This is a genomic window from Microbacterium sp. SORGH_AS_0969 (genome assembly GCF_030818255.1).
In the GTDB taxonomy this organism is placed as follows: domain Bacteria; phylum Actinomycetota; class Actinomycetes; order Actinomycetales; family Microbacteriaceae; genus Microbacterium.
On the sequence record NZ_JAUTAG010000001.1, the window covers coordinates 529,589 to 542,913 of the forward strand.

General features: G+C 69.9%; 15 protein-coding genes. 8 read left to right on the forward strand and 7 right to left on the reverse strand.

Annotated elements, in window-relative coordinates; genetic code table 11:
• Positions 1 to 26: 26 nt before the first annotated feature.
• Positions 27 to 956: a Ppx/GppA phosphatase family protein gene (locus QE388_RS02415; protein ID WP_307382688.1), complete on the forward strand. Its 930-nt coding sequence runs from the start codon at positions 27 to 29 to the stop codon at positions 954 to 956.
• Between the two features lie 100 nt (positions 957 to 1,056).
• On the opposite strand, the gene glmM is transcribed toward QE388_RS02415, so the two are convergent.
• The 5 genes from glmM to QE388_RS02440 all read right to left on the reverse strand — a co-directional run bounded on the left by glmM (position 1,057) and on the right by QE388_RS02440 (position 5,309).
• Positions 1,057 to 2,412 (reverse strand): phosphoglucosamine mutase, encoded by a 1,356-nt coding sequence (glmM, locus tag QE388_RS02420; RefSeq protein ID WP_307382689.1) that lies wholly within the window; start codon positions 2,410 to 2,412, stop codon positions 1,057 to 1,059.
• 14 nt (positions 2,413 to 2,426) lie between these two features.
• Entirely contained in the window at positions 2,427 to 2,897 is a 471-nt protein-coding gene (rpsI, locus tag QE388_RS02425) for a 30S ribosomal protein S9 (protein ID WP_058597862.1), read from the reverse strand.
• A gap of 24 nt (positions 2,898 to 2,921) precedes the next feature.
• Positions 2,922 to 3,368: a 50S ribosomal protein L13 gene (rplM, locus tag QE388_RS02430; protein ID WP_058597861.1), complete on the reverse strand. Its 447-nt coding sequence runs from the start codon at positions 3,366 to 3,368 to the stop codon at positions 2,922 to 2,924.
• Between the two features lie 188 nt (positions 3,369 to 3,556).
• Positions 3,557 to 4,324 carry a CPBP family intramembrane glutamic endopeptidase gene (locus tag QE388_RS02435; RefSeq protein ID WP_275796179.1) on the reverse strand — a complete coding sequence of 256 codons (768 nt, stop codon included), beginning with the start codon at positions 4,322 to 4,324 and terminating at the stop codon, positions 3,557 to 3,559.
• Between the two features lie 148 nt (positions 4,325 to 4,472).
• Positions 4,473 to 5,309, reverse strand: a complete 837-nt coding sequence (locus QE388_RS02440) for an alpha/beta fold hydrolase (RefSeq protein ID WP_275796181.1) — start codon at positions 5,307 to 5,309, stop codon at positions 4,473 to 4,475.
• Positions 5,310 to 5,452: 143 nt separating this feature from the next.
• Between QE388_RS02440 and QE388_RS02445 the strand changes: the two genes are divergently transcribed.
• The 5 genes from QE388_RS02445 (at position 5,453) to QE388_RS02465 (ending at position 8,777) form a co-directional block, all read left to right on the forward strand.
• The gene (locus QE388_RS02445) at positions 5,453 to 5,941 is read left to right on the forward strand and encodes a hypothetical protein (protein WP_275796183.1); all 489 of its coding nucleotides are present in this window, start codon (positions 5,453 to 5,455) and stop codon (positions 5,939 to 5,941) included.
• 48 nt (positions 5,942 to 5,989) lie between these two features.
• The gene (locus QE388_RS02450; RefSeq protein ID WP_275796185.1) at positions 5,990 to 6,469 is read left to right on the forward strand and encodes a MarR family winged helix-turn-helix transcriptional regulator; all 480 of its coding nucleotides are present in this window, start codon (positions 5,990 to 5,992) and stop codon (positions 6,467 to 6,469) included.
• Between the two features lie 37 nt (positions 6,470 to 6,506).
• Positions 6,507 to 6,926 carry an organic hydroperoxide resistance protein gene (locus tag QE388_RS02455; protein WP_275796187.1) on the forward strand — a complete coding sequence of 140 codons (420 nt, stop codon included), beginning with the start codon at positions 6,507 to 6,509 and terminating at the stop codon, positions 6,924 to 6,926.
• A 76-nt stretch (positions 6,927 to 7,002) separates the two neighbouring features.
• Positions 7,003 to 7,650, forward strand: coding sequence for a response regulator transcription factor (locus tag QE388_RS02460; RefSeq protein ID WP_275796189.1), 648 nt, complete (start codon positions 7,003 to 7,005; stop codon positions 7,648 to 7,650).
• The gene (locus tag QE388_RS02465) at positions 7,647 to 8,777 is read left to right on the forward strand and encodes a sensor histidine kinase (protein ID WP_275796191.1); all 1,131 of its coding nucleotides are present in this window, start codon (positions 7,647 to 7,649) and stop codon (positions 8,775 to 8,777) included. The genes QE388_RS02460 and QE388_RS02465 overlap by 4 nt, the downstream gene beginning before the upstream one ends.
• Positions 8,778 to 8,810: 33 nt before the next feature.
• Here QE388_RS02465 and QE388_RS02470 read toward each other — a convergent pair whose 3' ends face one another.
• Positions 8,811 to 9,875 carry a PIG-L family deacetylase gene (locus tag QE388_RS02470; RefSeq protein ID WP_275796193.1) on the reverse strand — a complete coding sequence of 355 codons (1,065 nt, stop codon included), beginning with the start codon at positions 9,873 to 9,875 and terminating at the stop codon, positions 8,811 to 8,813.
• A gap of 217 nt (positions 9,876 to 10,092) precedes the next feature.
• On the opposite strand from QE388_RS02470, the gene QE388_RS02475 reads away from it, so the two are divergent.
• Complete coding sequence (locus tag QE388_RS02475) at positions 10,093 to 10,374, forward strand: hypothetical protein (RefSeq protein ID WP_307382694.1); 282 nt, start codon at positions 10,093 to 10,095, stop codon at positions 10,372 to 10,374.
• A 15-nt stretch (positions 10,375 to 10,389) separates the two neighbouring features.
• Here QE388_RS02475 and QE388_RS02480 read toward each other — a convergent pair whose 3' ends face one another.
• Positions 10,390 to 11,469: a PIG-L family deacetylase gene (locus QE388_RS02480; RefSeq protein ID WP_307382696.1), complete on the reverse strand. Its 1,080-nt coding sequence runs from the start codon at positions 11,467 to 11,469 to the stop codon at positions 10,390 to 10,392.
• Between the two features lie 242 nt (positions 11,470 to 11,711).
• Here QE388_RS02480 and QE388_RS02485 point away from each other — a divergent pair, with 242 nt between their 5' ends.
• A complete protein-coding gene (locus QE388_RS02485) occupies positions 11,712 to 13,271 on the forward strand; it encodes a sugar transferase (protein WP_275796199.1) in 1,560 nt (519 codons plus the stop codon).
• The last annotated feature ends 54 nt before the right edge of the window (positions 13,272 to 13,325 follow it).

The window sequence follows — 13,325 nt, forward strand, 5'->3', positions numbered from 1 at the left end:
CGGTGCCTTCCCACTACGCTCGGACCGTGCGTCTCGGAGTCCTCGACATCGGCTCGAACACGGTCCACCTGCTCGTCGCCAACGCGCGAGCCGGGGGCCGTCCCACAGCCACCACGTCCCATCGCTCGGTACTGCGCCTCATGCGCTACCTGCAGCCCGACGGGTCGATCTCGCCCGAGGGAGTGAAGGGACTCGTGGATGCCGTCGCCGCGGCCCGCGCGACGGCTGAGGCCGAGGGCGTCGACGAGCTCCTCGCGACGGCGACGTCGGCGGTCCGCGAGGCGACCAACGGCGACGCCGTGATCGCGCGGATCGAGGAAGCCCTCGGCCAGCCGCTGCAGGTGCTCGGCGGCGAGACCGAGGCGCGCTTCACCTATCTCGCAGTGCGGCGCTGGTTCGGGTGGTCGGCGGGACAGATCCTGCTGTTCGACATCGGCGGCGGATCGCTCGAGATCGCCGGCGGTGCCGACGAGCTGCCCGGTCTCGCGGAGTCGGTCCCGCTCGGCGCGGGACGCTCGACCGTGCAGTTCCTCCCCCACGATCCGCCCAGCGCCGACGAGATCGACGCGCTGCGCCAGCACGCCATGTCGGTCTTGGCACCGGTGGCCGAACGTTTCGCCGCGCTCCCCCGACCCGACCACGTGGTGGGGTCGTCGAAGGCGATCCGCTCTCTCGCGAAGCTCGCGGGGTACCCGGTGCCGGGCTGGTCGGGGATCGACCGCATGGTCCTGCCCCGCCGGCAGCTGAAGGACTGGATCCCGCGTCTCGCGCAGATTCCCGCCGACGCGCGCGAGGCACTGCCCGGCATCACCGCGGATCGGACGTTCCAGATCGTCGCCGCCGCGATCGTGGTTGAGCGCGCGATGAAGGCCATGGACGTCGAAGAGCTCGAGGTCTCACCCTGGGCTCTGCGCGAGGGCGTGCTGCTGCGCTACATCGAGTCGCTGGAGTACTGAACGACGAAGGCTCAGCGACTCCGATGAATCGAGGTCCCTGAGCCTGTCGAAGGGACCGGACGCGCGCGGAGGTTCTCGAACTCGTCGAGGGGACGAGCGCCTACAGCGCGAGGCGCTCCCGCACGACGTCGGCGAGCCGGTCGGCGTGGGCCCGAGCGACATCCTCCGACGCCGCCTCCACCATCACGCGGACCAGCGGTTCGGTCCCCGAGGCGCGCAGCAGCACGCGCCCGGAGTCGCCGAGCTCGGCCGTCGACGCGGCGACCGCCGCTTGCACGCCCTCATCGCCGACACCGTCGCGGTCGACACCGCGGACGTTCACGAGCACCTGCGGGTACACCGTCATCAGCGACGCCAGTTCGGCGAGGGTCTTCCCCTGCCGCGCCATCTCGGCGACGACGTGCAGACCCGTCAGCAGTCCGTCGCCGGTCGTGGCGAAGTCGCTCATGATGACGTGCCCCGACTGCTCGCCGCCGAGGGAGTATCCGCCCTCGTTCATGGCCTCGAGCACGTAGCGGTCTCCGACGCCGGTCTGGAGGACCCGGATGCCATGGGCCTCCATCGCCCGGTGGAGACCGAGGTTGCTCATGACGGTTGCGACGAGCGTGTCGTCGACGAGCGTCCCACGCTCCTTCATCGCGACCGCGAGGATCGCCATGATCTGGTCGCCGTCGACGACGTTGCCCTGCGCGTCCACGGCGAGGCAGCGGTCGGCGTCCCCGTCGTGGGCGATGCCGACGTCGGCGCCGAGGCGCACGACGGTCTCGGCGAGCACGTCGAGGTGCGTCGAGCCGACGCCGTCGTTGATGTTCAGTCCGTCGGGGTCGGCGCCGATCACGGTGACCGTCGCGCCGGCGTCCTTGAACGTCTCGGGAGAGACACCGGCGGCTGCTCCGTGCGCGCAGTCGAGGACGACATGGATGCCGTCGAGCGGGTGCGGCAGCGAGCCCAGCAGGTGCAGCACATACCTGTCCTCGGCATCCGCGAAGCGACGGATACGGCCGACACCGGCGCCCGTGGGCTGCAGACGCTCCCCCTCGAGAGCGCGCTCGATGCGCTGCTCGACGATGTCGGGGAGCTTGGTGCCGCCACGGGCGAAGATCTTGATCCCGTTGTCGGGAGCGGGGTTGTGCGAGGCCGAGACCATCACGCCGAAGTCGGCGTCACGGTCGGCGATGAGGAACGCGGTAGCGGGGGTCGGGATGACGCCGGCGTCGAGGACGTCGACACCGGAGGAAGCCAGCCCTGCGGAGACCGCGGCTGCGAGGAACTCCCCCGAGACGCGAGGATCGCGCGCGACGACGGCCGTGAGGCGACGCCCCTCGGCCTTGCGCGCCTCCGCAGAACGGCCCTGGCCCAGGACGACGGCAGTCGCCTGGGCCAGGTGCAACGCGAGCTCGGCGGTGAGGAGGCCGTTGGCCAGCCCCCGCACCCCGTCCGTGCCAAAAAGAGGCATACGGAGTTTCGAACTCAGCGCTTGGAGTACTGAGGCGCCTTGCGGGCCTTCTTGAGACCGGCCTTCTTGCGCTCCTTGACGCGAGCGTCGCGCGAGAGGAAGCCGGCCTTCTTCAGGGTCGGGCGGTTGTTCTCGGCGTCGATCTCGTTGAGCGCACGGGCGATACCCAGGCGCAGTGCGCCGGCCTGGCCCGAGGGGCCGCCGCCGGAGATGCGCGCGATCACGTCGTACGAGCCCGCGAGCTCGAGCACCGTGAACGGGTCGTTGATCAGCTGCTGGTGCAGCTTGTTCGGGAAGTAGTCCTCGATCGTGCGGCCGTTGACCGTGATCGTGCCCGAGCCGGGAACCAGGCGCACGCGGGCGATGGCCTGCTTGCGGCGGCCGACGGCTGCGCCGGGGACCGAGAGCACGGGGCGCTCGGCGGCGACGACGGACTGCTCGGCCGGCGTCTCGGTGCTGTAGTTGCTGGAGTCGATGTTCGACACTGTTTCGTCCTTATCCGGCGGCGCTTACTGGGCGACCTGGTCGAAGGTGTATGCCGTGGGCTGCTGGGCACCGTGGGGGTGCTCCGCGCCGCGGTAGACCTTGAGCTTCTTGAGCTGCGCCGCGCCGAGGCTGTTCTTGGGCAGCATGCCGCGGATGGCCTTCTCGACCGCGCGGACAGGGTTCTTCTCGAGGAGTTCGTCGTAGGTGACGGACTTCAGACCGCCCGGGTAGCCCGAGTGGCGGTACGCCTTCTTGTTCTGGAGCTTCTGACCCGTGAGCGCCACCTTCTCGGCGTTGATCACGATGACGAAGTCGCCGGAGTCGATGTGGTTGGCGAAGGTCGGCTTGTGCTTGCCGCGGAGGAGGACCGCCGCGTGCGAGGCCAGGCGGCCGAGAACGACGTCGGTGGCGTCGATAACGACCCACTCGCGCGTGACCTCAGCGGCCTTGGGGGTGAAAGTGCGCGTCACAGTAGTGCTGCTTTCTTGATCGAACGGAGGAGTTCGTGAATCCCGCTCCGGTGGTCCGTTCCCGTGTCGACGACTCGGGGAACAGGGCCGGTGGAGGGCTCACGTTCGGGCAACCTGCTCGCAGAGAGGCAGGCACCAAAGATCAAGACTACGTCATTCGGATGCCGAGACCAAACGCGGGCGATCCGTCACCCCCAGAGGGTCCCGACGGCGACGAGGACGACCCCGGTGGCGTTGAACACGATGTGCGTGGCGACCGCCCCCCACAGCCTGCCGGTACCGAGCACGAGCACGGCCGTGACGACCCCGACCAGCGCGAGAGCCCACACATCCGGAACGGACAGCGTCGCCGCGAGAAGGTGCGCGGAGACGAACAGCGCCGCGGATATCGCCGTCGCCGCGATCCCTCCGGCGACGCGCCCCGCCCACCGGCGGACAATCGTGTAGGCACACACGAGCACGACACCGCGGAAGAGGAGTTCTTCGAGCACGGGGGCGACGACGACAGCGGAGATCGCGTCGACGACGAAACCGTCGGGGAGGGCCCCATCGACGCTGGGGGTCGACGGCCACGGCAGCGGTCCGCTCTCGGCTTGCGCCAGGGCTCCCTGGACGAATCGCAGGGTGACCCCGAGGACCGCCCCGTACAGGACGTCGACGGCGCGGAAGGCGAGAAGACCGCGAGGGCGAGAGCGGCTCCACGCCCAGACCACGGGGACAGCGAGGCTGACCCAGATGACCGCCTGCGAGACGATCGCAGAGCTCGAAGCGGGCAGGACGGGTGCGAGAGCCCGCGCGACCAGGGCACCCGCACCCGCGGCGGCCGTCGCCCACCCCAGCAGCTCCAGCCCCCACGGCGCCGTCGTCGCCCCGCCCTCACGCCAGGCGCGGTGGGGACGACGACGTCGTCGTCGCATCGGGGCGCCGTCGAGGGATTCGGCATCGCGGGCGCTCATGATCGCCACCGTAGAGGCGTGATTCCGCGGCATCCCGGGAACGTCCGACACCGCCGGGGCGTCTCGCGTCGTGCCCGCCCACCGCGTCACCCGATGAAGGTGAGGGATTCACCTGCGCGGCCGGGCGCGCATCCGGCCGCGCAGGAGATCAGCGCTGCAGGAAGTCGATGAGCACGCGGTTGAACTCGTCGACGTGGCTGACATTGACGCCGTGCGGAGCACCGGCGACGACGTGCAGCTCGCTGCCCGCGATCGCGGCGTGCGTGCGCGCACCCGACCCTTCGAAGGGAACCGTCGCGTCACTGTCGCCGTGGATGACGAGCGTCGGGACGGTGACGTTAGGCAGGTCCTCGCGGAAGTCGGTTGTCGCGAACGCCTCCATCGCCTTCAGCGCCGCATGGTGGTCGGCCTGGTTCGCGAGCCGCTCCGCCTCGGCGCGGTCCGCCTCGGAGACGACGAGCGTGCCGTCGACCGAGAAGAAGTCGGTCGTGAACTGGTGGTAGAACGCCTTCTCGTCGTCCTTCAGGCCCTGCTTCATGCCGTCGGCGGTCTCGTCGTCGAGCGGACCCTCGGGGTTGTCGTCGGTCTTCGCGAGATACGGCGGCACCGCCGCGGCGAAGACGACGCTGCGCACGCGGTCGGCGCCGTGCCGCGTGAGGTAGCGGGCGACCTCGCCACCTCCCATCGAGAAACCGACGAGAGTCGCGTCGCGCAGATCCAGCGCGGCCAGAACCGCCTCGAGGTCGTCCGAGAAGGTGTCGTAGTCGTACCCCGTGCGGGGCTTGTCGCTGCGACCGAAGCCGCGGCGGTCGTAGGTGACGACGCGGTAGCCGGCCTCCTCGAGCGCCGGAACCTGGTGGGCCCAGGACTCCCCCGAGAGGGGCCAGCCGTGGATGAGGACGACGGGACGACCCGTGCCGCCGGTGTCGTCGACGTGGAGGTCGATGTCGGTCAAGAGTCCGTGGTGTGCAGTGATCTCGCTCATGCCGACCATCGTTCGACTCGAATCTGGACGGACGGGGACGGTTGACGTCATGCCGACGAGTTGATACCTCCGCGCATGAACACGAACGTCGTCCCGAGCGCAACGCCGGGCGTGCGCGGCGAGCCTGTCACTAGCCTCCCGGCATGACTTCTCTTCGTCTTCCGTTCGCGATCCTCACGGCCGCGCCTCTCGCCCTGGCACTGACGGGCTGCGCCCCCTCCACGACGGGCGCGGGCACCTCGGAGACGGTCGTCGCGGCCGTCGTGCGCGCGGAGTCGGACAGCGGCGGGCGCGCCGTCGATCTCGAGCGCGAGGACGACGGCTCGTGGGAGGTCCGCGTGGCCATGAGCGGGCGAGCCGAGGATCTGCGGATCAGCGCGGACGGAGGGCAGGTGCTCTCGCGGGGCGAGGCGGACACCCTCGACGCCGAGGATCGTGCCGCGCTCGAGAGGGCGGGGACGACGATGGCGGATGCCGTGCGGACCGCCGTCGCGGCCCACGGCGACGGCAGCGTCGAAGAGGTCGGGATCGAACGCGCCGAGGGCGGCTCGGTATGGCGGGTGTCCTTCGACACGGGTGCGGACGTCACCATCTCGCTCGCGGACGGGAGCGTCGTGCCGTCCGCCCCGTGACGAGTAGGTTAAGTTGTGCACAATTAAATTGTGTGCAACCCTTATCGCATGCCCGCTGTCGATGCCCTCGTCTGCTTCGCCCTCTACGCGGCGAACCGCACGACGACCCAGGCCTACCGGGCTCTGCTCGAGCCCTGGAACCTCACGTATCCGCAGTACATCGCGCTCGTGACCCTCTGGAACGACGGCGACCAGACCGTGAGCAGCCTGGGCGACGCGCTCCAGCTCGACTCGGGAACACTGTCGCCGATGCTCGCGCGCCTGCAGACCGCCGGGTACGTGACGCGAACGCGCGACGGCCGCGACGAGCGCGTGGTCACCGTCTCCCTCACCCCGAGAGGTCACGAGCTGCGCACCGAACTCGCGCACGTGCCGCGGTGCATCGCGCAGGGCTCGGGACTCCCCGACGCCGACAGCGCTCGAGACCTCATCGATGCACTGCACCAGCTGACGGCCGCGATGCGCGACCTGCGCGACCACCCGGAAGACGCCGTCGCCGCCGAACGCGCGACGCGCGACGCCTCCTGAACCGCCCGACACCCCGTCCCCAGAAAGGAACACACTCATGGACGTTCTCTACACCGCAGAAGCGCTGTCCACCGGTCAGGGCCGCCTCGGCCACGTCTCGGCCGGCGAGTACATCGACCTCGAGGTCGCACCGCCCAAGGAGCTCGGCGGATCCGGCCAGGGCACCAACCCCGAGCAGCTCTTTGCCGCGGGTTACGCGGCCTGCTTCCACAGCGCGCTGCACTCCGTCGCGCGCGCACAGAAGGTCACGATCGAGGACTCCTCGGTCGGCGGCCGCGTGCAGATCGGGCCCAACGGCCAGGGCGGCTACCAGCTCGCCGTCCTCCTCGAGGTCGTCCTCCCGGGCATCGAGCACGAGCTCGCCCAGCAGCTCGCCGACGCGGCACACCAGGTGTGCCCGTACTCCAACGCCACGCGCGGCAATATCGACGTCACCGTCACCGTCTCGGACGACTGATGACCACGGGCGGGGGCGCTCGTCACCAACGCCCCCGCCCTTCGCGTCGCCCGGCGGGCGTCGTAGGGTGTGAGTCGTGATCCGGGTCGTAGTCGTCGATGATGAAGCCCTCGTACGCTCCGGTTTCGAGTTGATCCTGGGCGCTGCGCCCGACATCCGGGTCGTCGCGGCCGTAGACGGAGACGTCGCCGTCGACACCATCCGCCGCGAACGCCCGGACGTCGTCCTCCTCGACATCCGAATGCCGGAACGCAGCGGCCTCGACATCCTGGGCGACCTGCGACACGACGCCCACCGCCCGGTCATCGGCATCCTGACGACCTTCGACACGGACGAGTACATCGCTCGCGCACTGTACGACGGTGCGGCGGGGTTCCTCGTCAAAGACACCGCGCCGGAGAACCTCGCGGCCATGGTGCGCACACTCGCCGCCGGCGGAGTGGTGCTGTCACCGCAGGTCTCGCGCACCCTGGTCGACGGCTACACCGGCGCACCCGACCACGACGCCGTGCGGCGGATCGCCCTCCTGACGGATCGCGAGCGCGACGTCCTGGCCTGCCTCCCCACGGGTGAATCCAACGCCGAGATCGGCCGAAGACTGCACCTCAGCGGCGCGACCGTGAAGGACCATGTCAGCGCGATCCTGTCGAAGCTGTCCGTGTCGACGCGGCTCGAAGCGGCTCTCATCTCGGAGCGGGCACGCCCCCGTCGGCGCCGCGCATGACGCGCTTCGTCCCGCGGGCCGTCGAACGACTCAGCGGAACGCGCGGCTTCGCCGTCGTCGTCGACCTCACGCTCGCCGCGGCGGCCTTCATCGACGTCGCCGTCTCGATTCCCTCGTGGTCGACGATCGAGACCGCTCTCGCTCTCGTCGCGGTGGCGGGGCTCCTCGTGCGCCGCCGCCTGCCCTGGGTGTCGTTCGCACTCGTGCTTCCCGGCCTCGTCGTGGATTCCATGACGATCGCCGCCCCGATCGCGCTGTACTCGGTCGCGGTGCGGACCCGTCGCATCCCTCTCCTGGTCGCTGCGGGAGCGGTGACCTTCGGCTGCTTCCTCCTGCCCGACTGGCAGCTGCCCGAGATGGACTTCCTCGCGCCCGCCTTGCTCTACGCCCTGATGTACGCCGCGACGCCCATCGCCCTCGGCGCCCTCGTCCGCACGCACCGCGAACTCTCCGACCGTGTCGCAGAGTTGTCGCTCGCGCGCGAGGCGGGGCGCGAGAGAGAGAGGGAGGACGTCCTCCGGCGCGAGCGCGTCCGCATCTCACGCGAGATGCACGACGTCGTCTCTCATCAGGTCAGCCTCGTCGCCGTCCAGGCCGGGGCCCTCCAGGTCTCGTCTCCCGATCCCGAGTCGCGACGGATCGCCGGGGTCATCCGCTCCCTCGCGGTCCGGACGCTCGATGAGCTCCGCCAGATGGTGGGGGTCCTGCGCGCCGACGGAGCGCGCACCGACTCCGCCGAACCGCAGCCCACGGTCGACGACCTCCCCCGACTCGTGCGAGAGAGCGGCCTCGAGGCGGAGCTGGATATCTCTCTCCCCGCCGATCTCGCTCCTCCCCTCCAACGCGCGGTCTACCGCACCGTCCAGGAAGGCCTGACGAACGCCCGCAAGCACGCGCCCGGGGCGCGCGTCCAGGTCACCGCGACCGCGGACACCGCCGCGATCGACGTCGTCATCGAGAACGACGCCGCGACCGAGCACGGTATCCACCTGCCCTCGAGCGGGACGGGCCTGCTCGGTCTTCGCGAGCGCGCCGAGCTGCTCGGCGGCCACCTCGACGCCGCGGCGCGCAGCGGCGGAGGCTATCGACTGCGCGTCACGATCCCCCGGCGTGACAGCGAGCACTGACACCGCTGCCGCCACCGACCACGGCCGGGGCCCTCAGCTCACGCGCAGCTCGGACTCGCCCTTCGGGTACGAGCGGCGCAACCACGCCCCGAACCCCGGCTGCGAGAGGCATGCCGAGGCATCGGCGCAGGTCACGACGGGGTCGTCCGCGGCGTACGTCTCGTAGATCCGCACCTTCGTGTCGAGCACCGCACCGTCGACGTTGGCGGGCTCGTCCTGCGAGGGGTACCCGATGTAATAGGACATCGCCTCCGGTCCGATGCCCGCCTGCGGCGCGAGGGCTCGCACGAGCGAACCCACCGCCGAGTGATCGGGGTGATCGCCGCGCGCGAAAGCGCTCTCGTGAGGGATGTTCGTGGTCACGTGGGTCGGCTGCGCCGCAGCCAGGAGCTCGACGATCGTCGCCGATAGGCGCGCGCGGTCGTAGACGGTCGAGCCGTCCACCGATGTCAGCGTCGCCGCGGAACCGTTGATGAGCCGCGTCAGGCACACGTTGCCCGTCGCGACGAAGCCCTCGGCATCCAGACCTCCATCCGGCAGCCGCATCATCGTGAGTGAGAGGCGCGGCTCGTCCGAGGGGGTGAACCGTATGACCTGTGCGCCCGAGAGCAGCGTGAGCTTCTCCTCCTGCCACGGCGCGGTGCTGCCGCGCATCTCGTCGTACGCGGCGCGGATACCGGCCTCCCGCTGTTCCGCGTACTCGAGGCCCTTGCCCGCGTCACCCGCCGTGACGAACACGGCACGAACGGTACGCCCCGAGGCGATCTCCTCCGACAGCGCCGGGTTGGCGAAGATGATGTCGTCGTCCGCGTGGGCCCAGATCGCCATCGCGGTGTCGGTGCCGGCAGCCTGCGCGGCCGGAGAGGGCGGCAACGGGGAGGGGAGGGATGCCGGCAGGATCGGCGCGAGCGAGACCCAGGTGCCGACAGGGCCGGAACTCCGTCGGACGTTGCGGTAGACCAGCGCACCCGCCCCGAGCCCGACGACCGCGAGCCCACCGATGAGCAGTCCGCGCCGGGTCAACCGGGCGCGGCGCGCGCGATCGACAGCGGAATCGTCGGGTGCCGTGTCGGGCGAGGGATCGTCGTCAGTGCGCACGGCGGTTCCGTCCTCTTCTCCTGCACCGCGCCGGTCGGGCCGCGTGGCCCCCGGTTCGGTTCTTCGTCTTCCGTCTCGACGCTATCGCGGCGACCCCGGGTATCCCTGTCAGCGCCCGAGAGTTCCCCCGCTCGGCGGGGTTGAGCACCTACGGCAATTCATCCGGTCCATCGATAACGCTCAGCCGAAACCGAGGGAGCGCGGCCACACTCGCCCCATGCAGACGTCCTCACCGCCGCGGTCGCTGTCGCCCGCTGCTCTGCGCGTACGCGCCGTCCTCTGGGAGTGGGACCCGATCGGGGTCCGCGACATCGGCGACGGGTGGCCCGACGACGAGTACGACGACCTCATCGTGCCGATCCTCGAGGCCCTGGCATCCAAGCCCACCGCCGACGAGCTCGCGGCCGACCTGCGTTCGGTGGTCGAGATCGACTACGGCCTGCCCACGCCGGACGGATGCCACGAGGTCGCGGTGTCTCTGCTCCGCCTCCAGGACTGAGCCGTACCGGCCGGCTCAGGGCATCTGCAGTTCGGCCTCGGTCTTGGGGTAGGACCGCCGGAGCCACTCGCCGAACTTTCGCGTCTTGAGACACCCATCGCGGTCGGCGCAACGGATGACGTCGTCCTGTTGGGTGTAGACCCGGTAGATCTCCACCTTGGTGTCGAGGGCCGCCCCCTCGATGTTGCGGGGCAGATTCTCGGACGGATAACCCACGAAGTAGCGCAGCCCCGGGCCGGCGTCCGCGGTCGGTCCGATCGCGTCACGCACGAGTGTGCCGACGACCGAGTGGTCAGGATGATCGCCGGGCGCGAACGCGCTCCCCCGCGGAATGTGGGTCAGCGTCTGGGAGGGGTGGAACGCCTCGGCGAGCTCCGCGAGACTCGCGGTGAGCTGAGCGCTGCTCAGCGCGGGGCCGCCGTCGATGGGAGCGAGCGAGGCGATCGACCCGTCAAGCAGTTTGCTCAGCGTCGCGTACCCGGTCGCCGCGAACCCTCCGTCGGTGATGTTGCCGTCGGGAAGACGGACGAAGAGGACGGACACACGGGGGTCCCCCTGCGGCGTCAGACGATCGACGCGCATTCCCGCGTCCAGGGTGATCTCGGTCTCGTCCCAGAGCCCCTCTTCTCCTCGCATCACGTTGTAGGCGCGCAGGATGCCGAGCTCTCGCGATCGGGTGTAATCCATGCCACGGCCGGCGTCGCCCGCGGTGACGAAGACCGTGCGGACGCAGTCGCCCGCCGCGATCGCCTCGGAGATCGTCGGGTTGGCGAAGATGATGTCGTCATCCGGGTGCGCCCAGATCGTGAGAAGGGTGTCCTCACCGACACAGGGCTGGGCGACCGGCGACGTCGGGGTCGGGGTCGGGGTAGGGGGCGGGGTCGGAGTCGGGGTCGGAGAATCAGTCGGGCGCGGCGACTCGGCCCGAGAGGAGGGCGTCGAGACCGCCGCGGGGGCGGGAGATGCGAAGCGATCGAGCACGATCGGCACGGCGATGGCGGCCGCCGCGACGGCGACGACCGCGGCGACCGCGACGAGGAGGGCGGCGCGGCGGCGTCTTCTCGCGCGAGCGGAGCGCGTTCGCGTGCGCGTCATCGATGGTCCTTTCGGCCGCGGCGCATCGGTCGAGGGCCGGCGATCATCCGTCGCCCGAGTGTAACGACACCGCTTCCCGGCGCCGCGGGACGCCTCCCGCACGGGCGGAAAGTGACCGGATCGCGCGTGTCCCCGAAACATCGCATTCACCCGAGGGTGATTCACTGGGTGAGATCCGCCTGTTATCGTTCAGCGGGGAGAAAGTGAATTTTCAGGCACCCTGGGGGAAAGGCCTAAGCACTGTGACGTCTGACCTGAGAGTCGACGCGACATCGGCGTCGCAGGACAGCTACGGCGGCATCGCCGACGCCGATGAGCAGATCCCTGTTGCCCCGGCGCCGACGACCGTGGCCGCACACCCGCGAGATCGCTGGCGCCTGCGCTATCGCCGCAATCTCTTCCTCACCGACCTCGCCGCGCTGGTCTGGGTCGTCTACGGAACCCAGCTGATCTGGTTCGGTACCGGCAACGTCGCCGTCGCCGCCAACAAGGACGGTCGCATCACCGACCTGTCGTACTGGATCTTCTCCGCGATCCTGATCGTCGCCTGGATGTGGGCGTTGTCGTTCGTCGACTCGCGCAGCGACCGCGTCATCGGCACCGGCTCCCAGGAATACGTGCGGATCATCGACTCGAGCTTCCGTGTGTTCGGCGCCGTCGCGATCCTCGCCTTCCTGACGCAGATCGACGTCGCTCGCGGTTACCTGCTCATCTCGCTCCCCGCCGGGATCGCCGTCCTCATCTTCACGCGGTGGCTCTGGCGCCAGTGGCTCATCGTCCAGCGGTCGCAGGGCAAGTACTCCGCCAACGTGCTCCTCGTCGGATCGTTGACGTCCGTCACCCAGCTGGCGCGCGAGTTCGCGCGCACCCCGAGTGCCGGTTACCGCGTCGTCGGGGCGTGCGTGCCCAACGGGAAGATCGCCGACGTGATCCCCGGGACGACCATCCCCGTCATGGGTCACGTCGGTGACATCGGACGGGCTCTGTCCGTCACGGGCGCCGATACCGTCGCCGTCACGAGCGCCGACGAGCTCCCCGCCGACAAGGTGAAGCAGATCTCGTGGAGTCTGGAAGCCGGGCGTCAGCACCTCGTGCTGGCCCCCAGCATCATCGACATCGCCGGTCCGCGTCTGCACACCCGACCGGTCGCGGGTCTCCCCCTCATCCACGTGGAGACCCCGCGCTTCTCGCGCGGGCAGGTGTTCCTCAAGCGGACCGTCGACCTCGTCGCGAGCGTGACGGGCGTCATCCTGCTCAGCCCGGTCCTCGCCTTCCTCGCCATTGCCGTGCGCCTCTCCAGCACGGGGCCGGTGTTCTTCCGCCAGACGCGCGTCGGGTATCACGGCAACGAGTTCACGATGATCAAGTTCCGCTCGATGGTCGTCAACGCCGAGGACCTTCTGCACGATCTCGCCGCGCAACAACGCGACTCCGGCAACGAGGTCCTGTTCAAGATGAAGAACGACCCGCGCGTGACGCCGATCGGCCGGGTGATGCGCAAGTTCAGCCTCGACGAGCTGCCCCAGCTCTTCAACGTGATCGGCGGTTCGATGTCGTTGGTGGGTCCCCGACCTCCGCTGCCGTCCGAGGTGGCCCAGTACGCGGATCACGTCCACCGCCGGTTCCTCGCCAAGCCCGGAATCACCGGGCTCTGGCAGGTCAGCGGCCGCTCGTCGCTCTCGTGGGAAGAGTCCGTCCGTCTCGACCTGTCGTACGTTGAGAACTGGACGCTCCTCGGCGACTTCGTCATTCTCGGCAAAACCGCTCGCGCCGCCCTGGCGCCGGGCGACACCGCCGCGTGAAATCCCCGCGTGTCCGCGGGTCCGCGACAGGATGCATCCGCGTCGCGTCGACAA

Excerpts from the sequence above, each read along its gene's own strand:
- glmM (WP_307382689.1), bottom strand. The coding sequence starts at position 2,412 with ATGCCTCTTTTTGGCACGGACGGGGTGCGGGGGCTGGCCAACGGCCTC.
- QE388_RS02435 (WP_275796179.1), bottom strand. The coding sequence starts at position 4,324 with ATGAGCGCCCGCGATGCCGAATCCCTCGACGGCGCCCCGATGCGACGA.
- QE388_RS02440 (WP_275796181.1), bottom strand. The coding sequence starts at position 5,309 with ATGAGCGAGATCACTGCACACCACGGACTCTTGACCGACATCGACCTC.
- QE388_RS02445 (WP_275796183.1), top strand. The coding sequence starts at position 5,453 with ATGACTTCTCTTCGTCTTCCGTTCGCGATCCTCACGGCCGCGCCTCTC.
- QE388_RS02450 (WP_275796185.1), top strand. The coding sequence starts at position 5,990 with ATGCCCGCTGTCGATGCCCTCGTCTGCTTCGCCCTCTACGCGGCGAAC.
- QE388_RS02455 (WP_275796187.1), top strand. The coding sequence starts at position 6,507 with ATGGACGTTCTCTACACCGCAGAAGCGCTGTCCACCGGTCAGGGCCGC.
- QE388_RS02465 (WP_275796191.1), top strand. The coding sequence starts at position 7,647 with ATGACGCGCTTCGTCCCGCGGGCCGTCGAACGACTCAGCGGAACGCGC.
- QE388_RS02475 (WP_307382694.1), top strand. The coding sequence starts at position 10,093 with ATGCAGACGTCCTCACCGCCGCGGTCGCTGTCGCCCGCTGCTCTGCGC.
- QE388_RS02480 (WP_307382696.1), bottom strand. The coding sequence starts at position 11,469 with ATGACGCGCACGCGAACGCGCTCCGCTCGCGCGAGAAGACGCCGCCGC.